The sequence below is a fragment of the Microbulbifer regidiadema (SeqCode) genome, assembly GCF_052467605.1.
Genome location: NZ_CP174316.1, coordinates 1,033,788 through 1,050,813, shown reverse-complemented (window position 1 = coordinate 1,050,813; position 17,026 = coordinate 1,033,788). Strand labels below are relative to the sequence as shown.

The following is a 17,026-nucleotide window of genomic DNA, read 5'->3' as shown; positions in this document are numbered from 1 at the left end:
ATTTACAGTAAAGATCGCACGATGTGTGTTGAACCTCAAGTAGTGGTTGTCAGGTGGAGTGTGCCTACCCTGTGCCGCGCAGGGCGTAAATTGCGGGCTTGTTAATAATTTTCCATACAGACAGCAGGGTGACCGAAGCGGTTAGGCCAATAATAAGCAGCGGTGGCAGTAGCCAGCCCAAGAGACTGGTTTCAATACTGAATGCGCTTTGCTCTAGCCATAATGTAAGGGGAGCTACTATCAAAGTAGCTATGGCGATACCGATAACAACGGGTGCCAGACTATCGATTAAAGTGTGATAGAAAATCGTCACCGGGCGGGCACCGATTGCCATGCGCACGCCAAGCTCAGTGCGTCGCAGTTGCACGCTGTAACTGAGTACCCCAAAGATGCCGATGGCAGCAAGACTGAGTGCGAGTAGCGTGAGGGCGCTGGTTACCCAAACTGAAACCCGGTCGTTACTGAGAAGTAAGTCTCGCGCCTGCTCCAGGGTGAATAGCTCGGATACTTTGTACTGCTTGTTTACCTGGGCGAACTCCCGGTTCAATTCTATAGTGCTGAGTGGCTGATAAGGTTTGTGCCTGAGCAGTAATAGGGGATAGCTCACATTAATGCCGCGTACAAATAGGCGGGCGGGCTCCTGCTTGCCGGGCAGGCTTGCGTTGCGCACTACGCCGACCACTTGGTAGGGCATATTACCGCGCCAGTAGTAGCGTTTGTCTAATACTTCGCCATTGGGCTCCAGCTGCTGGGCCAGGGTTTCGTTGACGAGCATCATGCGATTATTATCGGAAAATTCAGCCGCACTGATATGGCGGCCGGCCACCAGTGGCATACGCAGAATGGCAAGATAGTTTTCATCGACCACAGTGGTCTTGGCCATCACCGGGTTTTGTCGGCTGGCGTCGTGGCTGAGGGACGTGGTCCAGAGAGGTCGACTGATAGAGATAGGGGTGTTTAAGCTTAAACTGGCATTTTGTACCTTGGGGTGCTCCAGCAATCTCTGCCTGATGGCCTTCAGATAACTCTCCTGCTCGGCAGTAGGGGCGCTCCTCAGATTGCCAATATTCAGAGTCATCACCTGAACATTGTCCAGAGGAAAACCAAACGGTTGGTTAATCAGACGGTTGGCTTGCAGAAATATTTGTAAGCTGGCGACGATAAGCAGGCTGGTCATCGTTACTTGGCTGCTGATAAGGGCTTTGCGGATCAGTGGTGAAATTTGTACACCAGCGCCCTTGCCGCTACTCTGCAACATTTGGTTCAGTGCACGGTAATTAATCTGGTGGCTGACGATGGTTGATAGGAATACGGCGAGTAGTAAGGCACACAGCAGTGCAAAAATCAGCGTCTGCCAGTTCAAGGTGAGCTCTTGAATTCGGGGAATTTGTTCCGTCGCTATCACTTTTAATACTTCTGTCGATATCAGAGCCAACAGTATGGAAACTAATGCAGCCCCCAGCATTAGTAGGCCGATCTCACACAGCAGCGCTAAAAAGATATGTTTCTTGTGTGCGCCCAGTGCGACCTGTATCGCCATATTGCGCTGTTGTTTGGCTGCGCGAGATAGGATCAGGTTGGTGACATTTACGCAGGCGATCAGCAGGAGCACTAGTGTGCCGCCCATTACCATTAGGGTTCGCGTAGTACTGTCGCCAAGAATTTTGCTGGCGAAAGGGGTGAGCCGGTATTCAACGGATCTTTCGACCGAAGAGGATCTGCCCGCTAGGGCAGCTTGATACTGGCTATCCATTAAGCTACTCAACTCGCGCCCGGCACTGGCGGGGTCAATGCCGGGCTTCAGCTTGCCTATAAGCATGCGGAAAGGCAGGAAGCCTCTCCAATTATTTCTACGCTCGGCCTGAGTATCGTTAAAATCCCAGGGAAGCCAGACAGCGGTGTGTCGGCCCTGTTTATAGATTTGGGGTTCGATAAAGTTCTTGGCGGTGACGCCGACAATGCGAAACTCCACTTCGCCAAATTGTAGGCTTTGCTCTAAGACATTGGGGTTGCGCTGGAATATCTGTTCCCAGGTTTGATAGCTGATCAGTGCCACGGGAACCCGGCTGTCGAGCCCTTCATCGGTATTGAATTGTCTGCCCAAGGCCAGGGGTGCTCCAGCCAGCTGGAGATATTCTGGAGAGACATAGGAAACATTAACCCGTGGTGATCCCGCCAGGTTGCGGATCACATCTTCCCAGAAGTAAACCAGAGCGCTGGACTCGAAGAAACTGTCGTTTTTATAAGTTTCTACCAGAGCCGGGTATTGGCTGTTATTTTCCAGTCGCAGCTGCTTGTTCTGGTAGAGGTTACCATTCACAACATATAGCCGGTCTTCATCCGGGTAGGGTAGGGGCGCAGCCAGCAGCTGGTAGTTGAGGTTAAATAGAGTAACCAGGGCGCCGAGGGTAATACCCAGGGTCAGAATAGTTGTGGTGGCGTAGCTCCGTGCCCGGTTGAGGGACTGAAGGGCAATGGATAGGTCCTTTGCGGTGATCATGGGGCCATCTCATATGGCGCTTTTAGCGGCTGCGATGTTGAGATTTTGCCATCCAGTAGGTGCAATTGGCGGCTGGCCATATCTGCATAGCGGGGGTCATGGGTCACCATGCACAGGGTGGTCCCTTCACCGTTGAGCTGTTGCAACATATCCATTACTGCATCGCCATTGTGAGAATCCAGGTTGCCGGTGGGCTCGTCCACCAGCAGTAGGGATGGATTGCCAACTAGCGCCCGAGCTATGGCAATTCGCTGCTGTTGGCCACCGGATAACTGGTTAGGTTTGTGAGAGGCCCTGTGACTCATTCCTACCTTCTCCAGGCAGTGTTTTACTTTTTTGCCGGCTTCAGGACTGGGAATTGGATTGCGGCGGTATCGCAGGGGCAGGGCGATATTGTCGTAGACAGAGAGCTCATCAATCAGATTAAAGGACTGGAAGATAAAGCCTACTTTTTCGTTGCGAATAGTCGCTGCCTCACTCAGCGACAATTGAGCGACTTCAATGCCCTCAATCTGATAGCTGCCGCTGGTGGGGAGGTCTAGCAGGCCGAGAATGGAGAGAAGTGTGGATTTACCGCAACCCGAGGGGCCGCAAATAGAAACGAATTCGCCCTGGTAAATACTCAGGTCAACGCCCCGCAGAGCGTGAGTTTCCATTTCTGCGGTGCTGAACACCTTAGTGATCCCGGCCATATGAAGAATTGGCTTGGACATAGCGAACTCCCTGTTCTCGCTTTCAGGCTTTAGTCGATAATCTGGATATGCTCGACTTCATTAAATGTGGCCATATCGGAGAGGACAATGCGGTCCGTTTCACTGACGCCCTGGGTAATTTGAATATATCGGCCGGATTCCTCGCCGAAGCTGATCGGTTGGAGTGCCGCTTCCTCCCCATTTTCATTGATCAGGAAGAGGGTGGTCTCGCTGTGTCTTTGCACGTTGATGGGCCGTTCTACGAACAGTGTGTCCTTCATGGTGGCGGTGAAGATGCGGGCATCGATATTGAGCTGTGGCCTTGCAGACTCCGGGGCGCCAGTGCTGAAAGCAATTTCCACTTCGATATTGCCATCTCGCACTTCGGGGGTAATACGGGTGACCACGCCCTCAACCTGTTCCCGGCGGGTGTCAATTTCAGCAGGTTGGCCAACTTGCAGCTGCTCGGCTTTGGATTGTGGCACTTGAACTAGGGCGAGTAGATCTGTCTCGCTGCCGATCAGCGCCAGCTCCTGTCCGGGATCGACACCTTGCCCCAGCTCTACCGGTAGCCGCTGTAGTATGCCGTCCAGGCCGGCGCGTACAGTCAGGCGATCGGCCCGCTGTCGGATGCTTTGCAGCTGGGTTTGAGCTTGATTGATTTGCTCGCGCTGGATTAACTCTGATTCTACCGCGACCTTGTGCAGGTGGTTGATGCGCTGTTTTTGCAGATCCACACGCTTTTTCATCTGCTCTTGGCGTAGAACGGTGGTCTGGTAAGTGAGCTGGGAAACCACGCCACTTTTTACCAGTTCGTCTTCGGCTTCGCGACGCAGTTTGATGACTTGGTAGTTGGAGTTCAATTCGGCGAGTATGGCCTCTTCAGCGAGGACATCCCGCTGGTTGTTGAGAATAAGCCGGCGCAGATTGGCCTCCTCTTGCTCCAGGGACGTCTCAGCTGCATCCAGTTCTCGCATTAACTCTGGATTACTCAGCTGCATAATGACGCTGTCACTTCGCACTTCCGCCCCGGGACGCAACAGGATTTTTTCAACATTTGCAGCGGTTAGGGCGGTAATCAGAGTCTGCTTGTCTGAGCGCAGCATACCGTAGCCATCCACTACCACCTGTAGATCTCCCCGTTGGACGGTGCCCAGCAGCAGCTGTTCCCGCTCAACTTTATAGGCGCTGCTAGGGGGCAGGAGGAGGGCGCTGGTGAATGCCACAATAGCAAGAGCAGCACCGCCCAGTATTAAGGGATGCTTAATCAGGGGGCGTTTCCTGGTTTTAATAATATCCATATTGAGGTATTTCCTTGGTGAGACAAAAGCTACACGATTTTCTTATGGTGAAACTTTGGTATAGGCGTTTCTTAGTGGGGGGGAAATTAAAAAGATCAAAATGAGGTGTATCCCGATCGGCATTTTTAGGGCAGTGGGTTTTGATTTTGTAACTAGTACCGTCGAACATATTTTTATTTTTATTTTTATGATCAAATACTAAAGGTTGTATATGCTGTTTAGGAGAGGCTGAAAATGCAGCAAAATAGGCGCAAGAGCCAGTTGCTTGCGATGAATGGTGGGGGAATACAGGACGGTTTGAAGTTTGTAAGAAAGCTAGTTAGCGGTGGAACCAGGCGATTGGTCGATAATTTTAGGGTAGCGTCTCACCGGTTAAATTGTATAGATAAGGGGGTATTGGTTAAGCCGGCAGGCTTCTAAACCAATACCCCTGTTGCCGATTGCATTTGCAAAAAAAAAGGGCTTGATAGGCCCAATGCAGGCCGCTGATTACCCCAGGGCTTTGACTAATAGCGCCTGTTGCAGTTGATCGTCATCAACACCCTCTGGTCGGGGTATCTGCACAATGTGCCCAGAGCCCGGTGCTACGTCGACAGCTTTGCCTTCTGTGTTTTGCATCTGTTCCAGGGGGAAAAACAAGCTGCCGCTTGGAGTCATCAACTCCAATTGATCACCGCGTTCAAAGCGATTTTTAACATCAATGGTCAAATACTGAGGATTGCCGTCGATAAGCTCACCCACAAATTGCTGGCCCGGTGTTGAAACCAATCCCTTTTCGTATTGCTGGTATTCTGCCGGTGGATGACGACGGTAAAAACCTTCTGTGTAGCCCCTGTTTGAGAGGGTTTCCAGTTCATCCATCATCTTCATATCAAAATCTCTACCTGCTGCGGCATCGTCTATGGCGCGACGATAGATCTGAGCTGTGCGAGCTACATAGTAGTGAGACTTGGTGCGGCCCTCGATTTTTAAGGAGTGAACGCCCATCTCAGTCAGGCGCTTGACATGTTGTACGGCCCGCAAATCTTTGGAGTTCATGATATAGGTGCCGTGCTCATCTTCGTAGGCCGGCATGTACTCACCCGGGCGACCCTCCTCCTGTAGCAAAAAGGCCTGGGATGTATTATCGCTGGCAACGGTGGGCTCCTGAGTTTGCACATGGATCAATTCACCCACTTCATTCTCTTTGGCTTCGTGGGCTTGGTACTGCCAGCGGCAGGAGTTAGTGCAGGCTCCCTGATTGGCATCTCTATGGGTCATATAGCCAGATAGTAAGCAGCGTCCAGAGTAGGCGATACAGAGTGCCCCGTGGACGAAGACCTCCAGTTCCATCTCGGGGACTTTCTGGCGAATTTCTTCAATTTCATCCAGGGACAGCTCCCGCGACAGTATCACCCGAGATAATCCCTGGCGGTGCCAGAACTTTACGGTTGCGTAGTTGACGGCATTAGCTTGCACGGACAGGTGAACAGGCAGTTCCGGCCAGCGTTCCCTGACCATCATAATCAGGCCCGGGTCGGACATAATCAGGGCGTCAGGGCCCATTTCAACAATTTCTTCCAGATCCCGCAGGTAGCTGCGCACTTTATCGTTGTGGGCGGCGATATTGGAGGCGATGTAAAACTGCTTTCCCTGCCGGTGCGCCTCTTCTATACCTTGGCGCAGGGTTTCAATATTTTTGAATTCATTATTGCGCACGCGCAGACTGTAACGGGGCTGACCGGCATAAACGGCATCGGCACCATAGGCAAAAGCGTAGCGCATATTTTTTAGGGTCCCTGCGGGGGACAGTAACTCAGGTTTAAACACGGAAAAACTCATAGTGGTGTGGACTGTCGCGGCCGCATATTACCGGCATAGAAAACACCTGCCAATGGTGTAGAGAGGCAGTTTAAAAGGGTATTTATTTTTTCTGTTTTTTTAATGATTTCAGGGTGTTTAGTTGGGTAACTATTGATGTATATCAATTGGTGCTGGTGGGGTGCTGGTAATCTACCGAGGGCGAGTACCTTTGCATTTCCGGTGGCCGGCTTACTTTAATTTTCTATAATCATTGCCTGTGAATTTTTAGGCGCTCTCAGTGATAGATTGAATCGATAGTCGCGCATTGGGCGGCAGATATACGGTTTCAGTATGCCCCGCTTTATTATTCTGTGAATTATTGCTCTTGTTTGGTCGCAATACCTATTTATCCGCCTTTTTCAGATGATTTAGGGAGAGAGGCTAGGCTCCTTAGTATCTAACCTTGTAAATAGCTGCCTGGCGTTTCGATTATGCCCATCCTTTCACCGCAGAAAGACTCCTCAAGGTATGACCAGGTAATACAGGATATTGCTGATTATGTTCTTCATTATCAGGTCCATTCTGAAGGTGCTCTGGAGACGGCGCGCTATTGTTTGATGGACTCTCTGGGGTGTGCGGTTTTGGCCCTGGGCTTCCCCGCGTGTAGCAAGCTGCTGGGCCCCTGGGTTCTTGGAACTCAGGTTCCCTGTGGAGCGCGTGTGCCGGGGACTCAGTTTTGTGTGGAACCGGTAAAAGCGGCTTGGGATATCGGCGCAACCATTCGCTGGCTTGATTACAACGATACTTGGCTCGCTGCGGAGTGGGGGCATCCATCCGACAATCTGGGAGCTATTTTGGCGGTATGCGATTACCTATCTCAGAGGAAATTGGCACTGGGTGACAAGCCGCTAACTGTGCGGATGGTATTGGACGCGATGGTTAAAGCTTATGAGATTCAAGGGGTCTTGGCGCTGCAAAATAGCTTCAACAGGGTAGGGCTCGACCATGTGTTATTGGTCCGGGTGGCTTCTGCGGCCGTCGCCACTTGGTTGCAAGGGGGTAACCGGGATAGGGTGATGGCGGCTGTCTCATTGGCTTGGGCAGACGGCGGTGCATTGAGGGCGTACCGGCATGCGCCCAATACGGGGTCGCGTAAATCCTGGGCTGCCGGTGATGCCAGCGCCAGAGGGGTACAGCTTGCAGATATGGCATTGCGCGGTGAGATGGGGGTGCCCACTGTGCTTACCGCGAAGCAGTGGGGTTTCTATGATGTTTTATTTAGCCAGACCTGTGCAGACCAGAGGGTAAAGGGAAAGCAGGATCAGAAATTTCACTTCCCTCGCGATTACGGTTCTTATGTTATTGAGAATATTCTTTTCAAAATATCCTTTCCTGCGGAATTTCATAGCCAGACCGCCTGTGAGGCAGCAATTCTCTTAAGTCCCCAAGTACAAGGGCGCTGTGCAGAAATTGATAGGGTTGTTGTAACTACCCATGAGTCTGCGATTCGCATCATTGCCAAAACGGGCCATCTGGAGAATGCCGCAGATCGGGATCACTGCCTTCAGTATATTGTTGCGGTGGCTCTTCTGTATGAAGGCTTAGCGGTTGAATTTTATGAAAATGATTTTCATCGGAACCACCCGGAAATAGATCGGTTGCGTGAAAAAATTGAAGTGATAGAGGATAAATACTATTCCGCCGAATACCTGGACCCAGAGAAGCGCTCGATCGCCAATGCGGTTCAGGTCTTTTTTAAAGACGGCAGCGCGACAAATAAGATGGAAATCAAATACCCACTTGGACACAGGCGTCGCCGCAGTGAGGGGATACCGCTGTTGCTAGAGAAATTTAGAGCAAACCTGTACTCGCGTTTTCCACCCGATCGTGTAGAGGCGCTCTTCAATATCTTTCGGGAGCAACAGAAGCTGGAGGAAATGCCGGTAAACCGTTTAATGGATTTGCTGGTAATTTAAGGTGTCGCAATAAAAAAGGGCGGCCAGTGGCCGCCCTTTCCCAAGCTCAGTCATCCCCATACGACGAAATCGCATTTCCCAATTTGAACCGCCGCCTATCAGGAATTATTAGAACTTGTATTCAGCACCGATACCGGCGTAGCTGCGATCGTAGCCGTCGTCAGCAGTTTCGTCGGTGTAGAAGCCGAATACTTTAGCGGCGCTGTTGAATTTGTAATCAGCGCCCAGGCTGTAAGTCTCACCGCCTTCTGCCTTGATGTCAGACTGGCCGTACTGGGCTTTCAGGGTCCACTGGTCCAGCTTGTAGGCAACAGAACCCACCCAGCCGTCTACGGAATCACTGCCGTCGGCGTCTTGCTCTTCAAACAGAGCGCCCACCTGCACAGCACCGATATTGTACTGGGCAACAAAGCGGTGAACGTCAACGTCCTGACCTTCAACGTCCTGGTCCATAGCGTAGGCCAGGTAAACGCCGTTGTTGTCATAGGCGACAGACATAGATACGCCGTTATTGCGTTCTTCACCGGTTTCCTCGTTAATAACTTCTTCTTTGTTGCTGATATAAGCAGCGGAAGCTTTGAAGCCATTGAAAGAGGGGGTAGTGTACTGAAGCGCGTCTTCTTCGCGGTTATCGCTGTTGGTGATCAGGCTCTTGATATCGCCTTCTAAATCGTTGAACAGGTCAACTTTCTTCTGGGCAACTTTCAGAGGGGTGTCGAATTTACCCGCGATGACTTGGCCGAAGCCGCCTTCCAGGCCTGCGTAGATGTTGCGCTGGGAGAAAGTGTCGTCAGCGTCGCCATCCATATCTACTTCGTATTCCATACGGTAGATACCTTTGATGCCGTCAGTCAGGGCGATTTCACCCTTTACGCCCAGGCGGGAAGCGTTGCTCTGAACGTCAGTGACGGAATCGTCACCTTCATCCGCAGACTGGAAAGTGACGTTGGCTTTGCCGTAAAAGTCGAGTACTTCGCCTTCATCTTGGGCGTTGGCCAGAGCGGGTACCATGGCAACGATGGCCAGAGAGAGAGCGGTCTTATTCATAATCGTCTCGCACAGTTTTGGTTTTGGGTTGAAAGGTGCCTTCCGTATCATCCTCGTTGGCGCCCTTTCGATTTGGTGCGGATTTTGCTTTTTGAATATTACAAACATGTTAAAAATGGCATTTTTCTTAAAAATATGTGACTAGCCAGTGCTAGGAATGGCAGGTTAGTTAGTTGCAGTGGGACTTTGGCTGCCTAAAGTGGTTGTTTTCCATCGGGCCTAAGCCTTTGGTTTTACTTGATAATCGATCAAAAACGAGTGCAGGGAGCGGCGCTGTCGATGGGGGTGTGGATTTGCTCGCTTTTTCGACGACTGTGTAAGCGGGTTTGCACTGTCGGTTCTCTCGGGCCCAGCGTATATCTCTGGGTCTACTCGCTCTCTATTATTGCGGTGGGCTGTCTGGCCCACTTACCTGCTTGGGGTGCGCTGGGGCTGCTCTACTTCTCTCTGATAGTGCTGGTTTGGTGGGGTAGGCCTTATCGGCGCCTCTTGTTTCTGGTTTTGACGTCTTTTGCCGGGGCGGCCTGGGCCCTTTATGTCAATGAAGCCGCCTTGGAACGTCGCCTGCCTCTTCACGCACATGGCGCAGATTTTGTACTGCGGTTGGATTTGGTTTCGCTGCCAGAGATCACTGAAGGGGGCGGGTTTGGCGCGGATTCTAACTCCCAAACGGTGCGCTTTCGGGCTCGGGTTATAGATATTGTCTCCAGCTTTTTGCTTGCGGGGGCCCCTCAAGGTGGGGCTGAGGCGGGAGGGTTAGTTTCCGGCAGTCTTCTCAATCTAACCTGGTATCGAGTAGATGATGAGACTTTGGCGCGCTTGCGGGGCGGCTCCCGGTGGATACTGCCAGTGCGATTGAAAAGCCCCAGGGGGAGTGTTAATCCGCATACCTTTGACTATGAGGGTTGGCTCCTGCGTGAGGGAATCAGCGCCACTGGCTATATTCGCCCCGGGGATTATTCCCCCCAATGGCTGGGGCAGGGGAGTGGCATTGTCGGGTTGCGGGATGAATTGCGCTTTCGCATCGGTCAGTTACCGCTACAGCGGCCGGAGCTGATTATTGCTCTTCTGCTGGGGGATCGCAGTCAGTTGAATGATGCCGATACGGATCTCTTCCGGCGGACCGGTACAGGCCATTTAATCGCTATTTCCGGGCTACATGTGGGCATGGTGGCCGGCGCTATTATGCTGTTTGCTACCTTGCTGGCAAAAGGGATTGGGCTCTTCTCAGGTGTCAGTCGCTTTGATATTGCGGTCGCACTCGCGCTGCTGGGCAGCTTGGGATATGCCCTGATAGCGGGTGCTCCACTATCGGCGCAACGGGCGGTTGCAATGACTTGGGTATTGTTGCTGGCGTGGCACTGGCGGCGAAGGCTGGGGGCGGGTTTTGCCTATGCTTTGGCCTTGGCGATAGTGCTCACCTTGCAGCCTCTGGCTTTTTATAGTGCCGGTTTTTGGTTGTCCTTTGTCGCGGTTGGAAGCTTACTGCTGGGGTTTAGTGGGCGGACAGCCCTGTCTAGAGCGCCGCTGCGGGAGCAGCAGGCTGAATCTCCCGATGAAACGCCCCCCAGACTGCGCCGCTTTTCTCTAGCGCCATTTTGGCAGCTGCTGCGCAGCCAGTGGCTGGTTGGGGTCGGTTTATTTGTCCCGTCGATCTTATATTTTTCAGGCTTTAGTTTTTCTGGTGTATTAGTCAATCTGATTGCAATTCCCTGGGTGGGCCTGTCTATTTTGCCGTCAATTATGCTGGGTGCGGTATTTAGTGATACCCAGTTGGGTGTTTGCCTGTTGCAATTTGCCGGTTGGCAACTGGAACTGCTAATGGCGACACTCAATGCGGTCGATCAATTTCTGCCCGCTTTTCAGCACTTCGCGGTTCCCACCAGTGCACTGGTTATTGCGATTGCCGGGCTCGGTGCGGTCTTGCTTCTGCTGCCCAGGGGGCTGCCCGGGCGCCAATTGGGCTGGTTGTTCCTGCTTCCCCTTGCCCAGCCCTGGCTGGCCGAATTATCGCCTGCCGAGGAGCGCTTGAATTTTTCAGTCCTGGATGTGGGGCAGGGCTTATCGCTGGTTATCGATAGCGGGAGGGCGCGCATTGTGTACGATAGCGGGCCCTCTATTCCCCAAGGGTGGAGTGCAGGGAGTTCGATTGTTGCCCCCTATTTACTGGCGACTGGAGGGCGCGAGGTCGATGCACTAATTGTCAGCCATGGCGATAGGGATCACGCGGGCGGTGTGGAAGGTTTACTCAAAATGATCGCGGCTAAGAAACTCTATGTACCGGGTGCCTTAGCTGGTCGCTTGCCGAAATCGCTTGCTACTATCAGTGAGCAGTGTCGAGCCGGCAAGGTAGATCAACTGGGCGATATCACTCTCCGTGGGCTGTGGCCGCCAATACCGCTTAGTGGTGAAGCGATACTGGATGGAGAGGAGAACGATCACAGCTGCGTCATTTTGGTGGAGTGGCAGGGCGTGCGTTTATTGCTCACAGGGGATATTGGCCGGGCAGTTGAGCAGCGCTTGTCTAAATTGTATCCGCAGTTTCCTGCGGTTGATGTCCTGGTGGCACCTCATCACGGTTCCCGCTCCTCATCATCCCCCGCACTACTGGCGTGGGCCAAACCAAAGCGGGTTGTGTTCAGTTCCGGTTTTCGCCATCACTTTGGTCATCCGCACCCGGATGTGGTCAAACGGTACCGGTATTCGGGGGTTAGTGTCTTTAACACTGCGGATAGTGGGGCGATCGAGTTTTTCTGGCGATTTGGTGATCGGGAGCCGCGAATTTCACAGGCCCGCTTGGTACCACGGTTTTGGTATACGAGTCACAACAGGGGCTATAGAAGTGCCGGAGGACTTAGCCGCCGGGACCAGCTGTGATAAAGTGCTGCTCTGCACTCTGGGTGCAGTAATAATTTTCCAAAAATTCCCTCTGGTTTTCTGGGGCTAAGAAAGTGTTAGAGATAATAAAATCCGGTGGCTGGTTGATGCTGCCAATCCTGCTTTGTTCTGTAGCGGTTATTGCAATTTGCATTGAGCGTTTCTGGACTTTGAACCCTCAGCGTATCGCACCGCGCACCCTGTTGGGGGATGTATGGGGCTGGCTGAAGAAAAACCAGGCCAATGCGGAAAAATTGAAGGAGTTGCGCGACTCCAGCCCGCTGGGAAGAATTTTTGCTGCGGGTTTATCCAACTCCCGCCACGGCCGCGAGGTTATGAAAGACAGCATTGAGGAGACCGCCAGCCAGGTGGTTCACGAGTTGGAGCGTTTCCTGGGAGCACTCGGTACCATTGCCGCCGTAGCACCGCTTATTGGTCTGCTGGGTACCGTGATCGGTATGATTCAGGTGTTTACCGCAATCATGCTGGAGGGTACCGGCAACGCGGGTGTTCTGGCCGGCGGTATCAGTCAGGCATTGATTACCACTGCCGCAGGCTTGACCGTTGCGATACCGGCACTGATGGCGCACAGATACTTCCAGCGTCGCGTTGATACGATTGTTGTGGCAATGGAGCAGGAAGCCGTCAAGCTCGTAGATGCTCTGCATAGCGATCGCAAAATCGAAGATGCGGCCTGAGTGGGGTAGCAAGCGATGCAATTCCGCCGCCAAGCCAAAGAGCAGGAAGGGATCAACCTAACACCGCTGATTGATGTGGTATTTCTGCTGTTGATTTTCTTTATGGTGTCTACAACCTTCACCAAGGAAAGTCATCTGAAGCTGAATTTGCCTGAAGCCGCAGGCCCCCAGGCCGTAGATCAGCCCAAGTCTGTAGAGATTTTGATCAGCGCCGATGGCTCTTACTCCGTAGATGGTCAAGCCTTGATCAACAAGAAAATCAACACCCTCAAATCTGCGCTGTCGGAAGTTTCCGCAGGCGAGTACAATCGCCCGCTTGTGATAACCGCCGACGCCACCGCTCATCACCAAGCCGTGGTTCGGGCAATGGATGCCGCTGGACAGCTGGGCTTTGTCAACCTAAGCATTACTACACGGCAGCCGGAAGAAAACTAGCGCGGAACCCTTCGGGGGAGCTGACTTGCCTTCGGTTTCTGTGCGCACTCGCCCCAGTTGGGGCGAGTCCATTCATTGGTCTGTATGAAGAAAGTAAAAGCGCCCCCCAGCAAACCGCAAAATGGGGCGGAAACTTACCGTCGTTTGCTCACTTATGCCCGCCCGCACCTGGCAATTTTCGGGGTTGCGGTATTGGGTTTCTTCCTGTTCTCGATAATGGGTGTCAGCCTGATTGCTGTGACCGAGTTGTTGCTCGATGCAGTGGGGGCCGGTATCCAGGAGAGTCGCGGGTTCCTCTCAAGGTTTGTGGCATCCCACTACCCAGATGGAGTTATGCCCCAGGATACCGCTCGCTGGCTGGTGCCGCTTGCGATGTTGCTGATTATTGTTCTCAGGGCAATCGGTAACTTTGTCGGTGGTTATGGTTTGGCCTATGTGGGCCGCGCAGTGATTCACGAGTTGCGAACCCAGCTATTTGAGAGAATTGGCCAGCTTCCCAGCTCCTATTTTGACCGCTTTACCGGCGCTTACCTGATCTCCAAAGTCTCCTACAACGTTGAGCAGGTCACCAACTCCATCACCAAGGCGGTGAAGGTACTCTTCCGTGAGTCATTTACGGTTATCGGTCTCTTGACCTATCTGTTATTGGTCAATTGGAAGCTGACTCTAACCTTCTTCCTGTTTGCTCCCTTGATCGCGTTTATTGTGCGCATTGTGGGCAAGCGTTTCCGCAAATTGAGCCACCGTATCCAAAACTCCATGGGGGATGTTACCCATGTCACCCAGGAGGCGATTAACGGCTATCAGGTGGTGCGTATGTACGGGGGGCAGGATTACGAGAAGTCCCGTTTCCTCTCTGCCAGCGATAATAACCGCCGGCAGTTTATGAAGTTGGTAGTGGCAAATAATGCCAGCGTTTCGGTTATTCAAATTCTCGTGGGGCTATCTACCGCAACCATCGTTTGGCTGGCGCTGGCACCGGGCATGGTTGAGTCCATGACTGCGGGTGTTTTTGCTGCTTATATTGGCGCGGCTGCATCCCTGGCTAAGCCGGTGCGCAGCCTCTCCGAAATATTTGCCGATATCCAGAAAGGTATTGCCGCTGCCGAGAGTATCTTTGAGGTTATGGATGCGCCGAGAGAGCCCCAGGGCGGTAAAGCGGAGTTGCCCAAGCCGGTGAAAGGCACCGTCGCGTTTGAGGCGCTTGAGTTTAGTTACGACCCGGCCGCGCCAAAAGTGCTTTCCGATATCAGTTTCTCTGTCAGCCCGGGTGAAACGGTGGCCCTGGTGGGGGCATCGGGCTCCGGTAAGAGTACCCTGGTTAGTCTGCTCGCGCGATTTTACGAGCCGACGGGGGGGCGTATCCTGATTGATGGCGAGGATATTGCCAAAGTCCCACTAAAAGAGTTGCGCCGCCATATCAGTATGGTCTCGCAAAATATCGTACTGTTTAACGACAGCGTGTATCGCAATATTGCCTACGGTGAGTTGGAAAACGCGCCACGGGAAAATGTTCTGCGCGCTATAGAGCAGGCCCATGCGGCCCAGTTTATCCAGGAGTTGCCCCAGGGGCAGGATACGATACTGGGGGATAATGCGCAGATGCTCTCCGGGGGTCAGCGGCAGCGTTTATCTATTGCTCGCGCCCTGCTGAAGGATGCCCCCATACTGATCTTGGATGAGGCCACCTCCGCACTGGATAATGAGTCGGAGCGCCACATTCAGGCTGCGCTGACAGAAGTCATGAAAAACCGCACTACGTTTGTCATTGCCCATCGCCTGAGTACGATTGAGAAGGCCGATCGCATTTTGGTGATGGAGAAAGGCCGAATTGTAGAGAGTGGAAATCACGCAGAGCTGCTTGCCCAAGGTGGGCGCTACGCATCTCTGTTACAGCAGCAAACAATGGGATAGGGCAGTTGAATGTCACTGGAAGACTGGTTTAACAAGCGCTGGTACCCGGAAACCGGTAAAAGCCGCTCGCTCTCCCTGCTCACCCCGCTGGAACTACTCTACGGTGGGGTCAGTAAGCGACGCCGGGTTATGAATTCGCGCACACCACCGGAACCCCTCTCTGTACCGGTTATTGTGGTTGGCAATATTACCGTCGGCGGTGCAGGCAAGACACCCGTGGTGGCGGAATTGGCCCGCTGGTTGAAAGAGCGCGGCCGCAATCCGGGTATTATCAGTCGTGGCTACGGTGGTCGCGCGGAAAAATACCCCTATCAGGTGACCGCTCAATCCCACCCGCTGGAGTCCGGTGACGAGCCGCTGATGCTCCACCTGATTACCGGCGTGCCGGTGATGGTCTCCCCCAATCGCACCGAAGCCGCACAAGCGCTGATCGATTACCACCAATGCGATGTCATTTTATCGGACGATGGCTTACAGCATTACAGTCTCTGGCGCAGCTATGAAATTTGTGTAGTCGATGGCCATCGCGGTTTGGGCAACGGCCACATGTTGCCCAGGGGACCGCTGAGGGAGCCGGCGACTCGCCTGCACAGTGTCGATATGTTGGTGAGCAATGGAGAGCCTGAGGCGCGGGTCAAGGATCAGTGCCACGGGCTGTTAGAGTTCGAAATGACACTGGAGCCTTCCTGCTGGCACCAGTTTAGTCTCGATCAAACATCCACATTACGTCTTCCCTCTGGGCCCGAAGTGGGGCCTTGCCACGGGGTTGCGGCGATCGGCAACCCCAAGCGGTTTTTCCACTCGCTAAAAGCGCTGGGCTTCGAGGTGACAGAGCAACCCTTTGATGACCACCATCAATTCAGCTCCCAAGAGTTGCATTTCGATGGGGAAACCCCGGTGATTATGACGATGAAAGATGCGGTGAAGTGCCGCGAATTTTGGCAGAGTCATTGGTGGGCCCTCGAAGTGCGGGCCAAACTGCCGGATCTTTTTTACCAAAAAGTGCACAAGCACCTGCAACAGTTTTGTGAAAATGAACAGTAATTCTTCTTTTGATGTCATTATCCCCGCGCGCTTCGGTTCCAGCCGGCTGCCAGGTAAACCCTTGGCGGATATCGCGGGCAAGCCAATGGTGCAGCATGTTTATTTGCGCGCTCGTGAAAGTGCTGCTGAAAGGGTGGTTATCGCCACTGATGATATGCGAGTCGCAGAAGTGGCGCACGGCTTTGGCGCTGAAGTATGTATGACATCGGCGGAGCATGCATCGGGTACCGATCGCTTGCAGGAAGTGGCCCAAAATCTAGGCCTTGCAGACGACCGTATCCTGGTGAATGTGCAGGGTGACGAGCCCTTGATACCCGCTGAGGTGATCAACCAGGTAGCCGAAAACCTGGCCGCGAGCGAGCGCGCCGGAGTGGCAACGCTGGCGGAGCCGATTCACTCCGTGGAGGATTTTCAGAACCCCAATATCGTTAAGGTGGTGACAACTGAATCCGGCTTGGCCCGGTATTTTTCCCGGGCGCCAATTCCCTGGCCTCGAGATGCCTTCGCGCTGGATAGCAGTGAACTCCCCAAGGGGCTGGAGCCCCGTCGCCATATTGGTATCTATGCTTATCGCGTTGCACTGCTGCGCCAGTTTGTCTCCTGGCCTATGGCCCCACTGGAGCAATTCGAAGCTTTGGAGCAGCTGCGTTTTCTGTATCACGATCAGGAAATTCATGTAGCGGATGCCTGCGCAGTAGTACCTGGAGGTGTGGATACTGAGCAAGACCTTCAGCGTATGCGCGAGACACTGGCCTGATGT

Annotated in this window: 12 protein-coding genes; 7 read left to right on the top strand and 5 right to left on the bottom strand. The window is 53.1% G+C overall.

Annotated features, from left to right (window positions below):
• Positions 1 to 64: 64 nt before the first annotated feature.
• From ACJJIF_RS05240 to trhP, 4 genes are all read right to left on the bottom strand, one after another.
• The gene (locus ACJJIF_RS05240) at positions 65 to 2,500 is read right to left on the bottom strand and encodes an ABC transporter permease (RefSeq protein ID WP_444931190.1); all 2,436 of its coding nucleotides are present in this window, start codon (positions 2,498 to 2,500) and stop codon (positions 65 to 67) included.
• Positions 2,497 to 3,213 carry an ABC transporter ATP-binding protein gene (locus ACJJIF_RS05235; protein ID WP_444931189.1) on the bottom strand — a complete coding sequence of 239 codons (717 nt, stop codon included), beginning with the start codon at positions 3,211 to 3,213 and terminating at the stop codon, positions 2,497 to 2,499. The genes ACJJIF_RS05240 and ACJJIF_RS05235 overlap by 4 nt, the downstream gene beginning before the upstream one ends.
• A 29-nt stretch (positions 3,214 to 3,242) precedes the next feature.
• The gene (locus ACJJIF_RS05230; RefSeq protein WP_444931188.1) at positions 3,243 to 4,493 is read right to left on the bottom strand and encodes an efflux RND transporter periplasmic adaptor subunit; all 1,251 of its coding nucleotides are present in this window, start codon (positions 4,491 to 4,493) and stop codon (positions 3,243 to 3,245) included.
• Positions 4,494 to 4,982: 489 nt separating this feature from the next.
• Positions 4,983 to 6,314, bottom strand: coding sequence for a prephenate-dependent tRNA uridine(34) hydroxylase TrhP (trhP, locus tag ACJJIF_RS05225; protein WP_444931187.1), 1,332 nt, complete (start codon positions 6,312 to 6,314; stop codon positions 4,983 to 4,985).
• Positions 6,315 to 6,766: 452 nt separating this feature from the next.
• Here trhP and ACJJIF_RS05220 point away from each other — a divergent pair, with 452 nt between their 5' ends.
• Positions 6,767 to 8,251, top strand: a complete 1,485-nt coding sequence (locus ACJJIF_RS05220; RefSeq protein WP_444931186.1) for a bifunctional 2-methylcitrate dehydratase/aconitate hydratase — start codon at positions 6,767 to 6,769, stop codon at positions 8,249 to 8,251.
• A gap of 108 nt (positions 8,252 to 8,359) precedes the next feature.
• Here ACJJIF_RS05220 and ACJJIF_RS05215 read toward each other — a convergent pair whose 3' ends face one another.
• Positions 8,360 to 9,298, bottom strand: a complete 939-nt coding sequence (locus tag ACJJIF_RS05215; protein ID WP_444931185.1) for a porin — start codon at positions 9,296 to 9,298, stop codon at positions 8,360 to 8,362.
• Between the two features lie 279 nt (positions 9,299 to 9,577).
• Between ACJJIF_RS05215 and ACJJIF_RS05210 the strand changes: the two genes are divergently transcribed.
• From ACJJIF_RS05210 to kdsB, 6 genes are all read left to right on the top strand, one after another.
• A complete protein-coding gene (locus ACJJIF_RS05210) occupies positions 9,578 to 12,175 on the top strand; it encodes a DNA internalization-related competence protein ComEC/Rec2 (RefSeq protein WP_444931184.1) in 2,598 nt (865 codons plus the stop codon).
• A gap of 74 nt (positions 12,176 to 12,249) precedes the next feature.
• Complete coding sequence (locus ACJJIF_RS05205; RefSeq protein WP_444931183.1) at positions 12,250 to 12,873, top strand: MotA/TolQ/ExbB proton channel family protein; 624 nt, start codon at positions 12,250 to 12,252, stop codon at positions 12,871 to 12,873.
• Positions 12,874 to 12,888: 15 nt separating this feature from the next.
• Entirely contained in the window at positions 12,889 to 13,308 is a 420-nt protein-coding gene (locus tag ACJJIF_RS05200) for an ExbD/TolR family protein (protein ID WP_444931182.1), read from the top strand.
• Between the two features lie 84 nt (positions 13,309 to 13,392).
• Positions 13,393 to 15,222, top strand: coding sequence for a lipid A export permease/ATP-binding protein MsbA (gene msbA / locus ACJJIF_RS05195; RefSeq protein WP_444931181.1), 1,830 nt, complete (start codon positions 13,393 to 13,395; stop codon positions 15,220 to 15,222).
• Positions 15,223 to 15,231: 9 nt separating this feature from the next.
• The gene (lpxK, locus tag ACJJIF_RS05190) at positions 15,232 to 16,266 is read left to right on the top strand and encodes a tetraacyldisaccharide 4'-kinase (RefSeq protein ID WP_444931180.1); all 1,035 of its coding nucleotides are present in this window, start codon (positions 15,232 to 15,234) and stop codon (positions 16,264 to 16,266) included.
• Positions 16,256 to 17,023: a 3-deoxy-manno-octulosonate cytidylyltransferase gene (gene kdsB, locus ACJJIF_RS05185; protein ID WP_444931179.1), complete on the top strand. Its 768-nt coding sequence runs from the start codon at positions 16,256 to 16,258 to the stop codon at positions 17,021 to 17,023. The genes lpxK and kdsB overlap by 11 nt, the downstream gene beginning before the upstream one ends.
• Positions 17,024 to 17,026 lie beyond the last annotated feature (3 nt).